The organism is Mycobacterium pinniadriaticum, from assembly GCF_026242045.1.
Taxonomy (GTDB): Bacteria; Actinomycetota; Actinomycetes; order Mycobacteriales; family Mycobacteriaceae; genus Mycobacterium; species Mycobacterium pinniadriaticum.
In genome coordinates this window covers 1-1231 of sequence record NZ_JAPJDO010000104.1, presented here as the reverse complement: position 1 = coordinate 1231, position 1231 = coordinate 1, and the positions used below count along the sequence as shown (strand labels likewise).

The following is a 1231-nucleotide window of genomic DNA, read 5'->3' as shown; positions in this document are numbered from 1 at the left end:
GGGCCCTGCCCCCGTGTGTTGGACACGCTTAATCCCGCAAGATTGGCGGGGGAAGCGAGATGATCCACCACGATGGCAAGGAAAAATTATCCCGACGAGTTTAAACGGGACGCAGTCACGCTCTACCGAGACACTGCCGGTGCGACGATCACCCAGATCGCCGGTGAGCTCGGCATCAGCGGGGTGACTTTATCGGCGTGGTGCAAAGCCGCCGGGGTGCCGATCCGACACCGCAACCCCACCCCACCAGAAGAGCCGGGAGCGGGGGTCGAAACTCCTGACCAGGAGCTGGCCCGGCTACGCGCCGAGGTCGGACAGTTGCGTGCCGACAAGACCCGGCTGTCTACCGAGCGTGACATTCTGCGGTCGGCGGCCAAATATTTCGCCGGGGAGACGAACTGGTGAGCCGCTTCCAGTTCGTCGCCGACCACCTACACACCTTCGAGGTGAAGTGGCTGTGCGCGGTCGTCGAGGTCGCGCGTTCGTCGTTCTACGCCTGGCTGGCCGCAGCCGATGGCCGTGCCGCACGTCAGGCCGCTGACGAGGACCTGGCTGAGCGTATCCGTACCGTGCACAACGCGGACAACACCTATGGGGCACCACGGATCACCGCCGAACTCAACGACGGCGCACCGCCAGATGAGCGGGTCAACCGCAAGCGGGTAGCCCGGGTAATGCGCAGCGCCGGGATCGCCGGCTACCGGCGAAAACGCCGCGTCAAGACCACTGTGCCGGATCCGGCCAGCCAGAAAGTCCCCGACCTCCTCAAGCGGAACTTCACCGCCGAGCAGCCCAATACCCGCTATGTCGGCGACATCACCTACCTGCCCTTGGCGACCGGCTCGAATCTGTACCTGGCCACGGTGATCGACTGCTTCTCCGGCCGGGTCGCGGGCTGGGCGATCGCCGAGCACATGCGCACCGAACTCGTTGAGGATGCTCTTAAAGCCGCGGACGCACTACGCGGTTCACTGGCCGGTGCGGTGTTCCACACGGATCACGGAAGTCAGTACACCTCAAGGGATTTCGCGAAACTCTGCAACGATCTCGGCGTCACCCAGTCCATGGGTGGCGTGGGGTCGAGTGCCGACAACGCATTGGCCGAATCGTTCAACGCGACCCTCAAACGCGAAGTCCTCCAAGACCGCAGCCAGTGGCCCGACGCAGCGAGCTGCCGCCGAGAAGTGTTCCGCTGGCTGGTCCGCTACAACATCCGACGACGGCACTCCCG

Annotated in this window: 2 pseudogenes; both read left to right on the top strand. The window is 64.6% G+C overall.

Annotated features, from left to right (window positions below):
• Positions 1-72 precede the first annotated feature (72 nt).
• A pseudogene (locus tag ORI27_RS33280) lies at positions 73-252 on the top strand (transposase); the annotation flags it as partial.
• 15 nt (positions 253-267) lie between these two features.
• Positions 268-1231: pseudogene (locus ORI27_RS32825) on the top strand (IS3 family transposase); the annotation flags it as partial.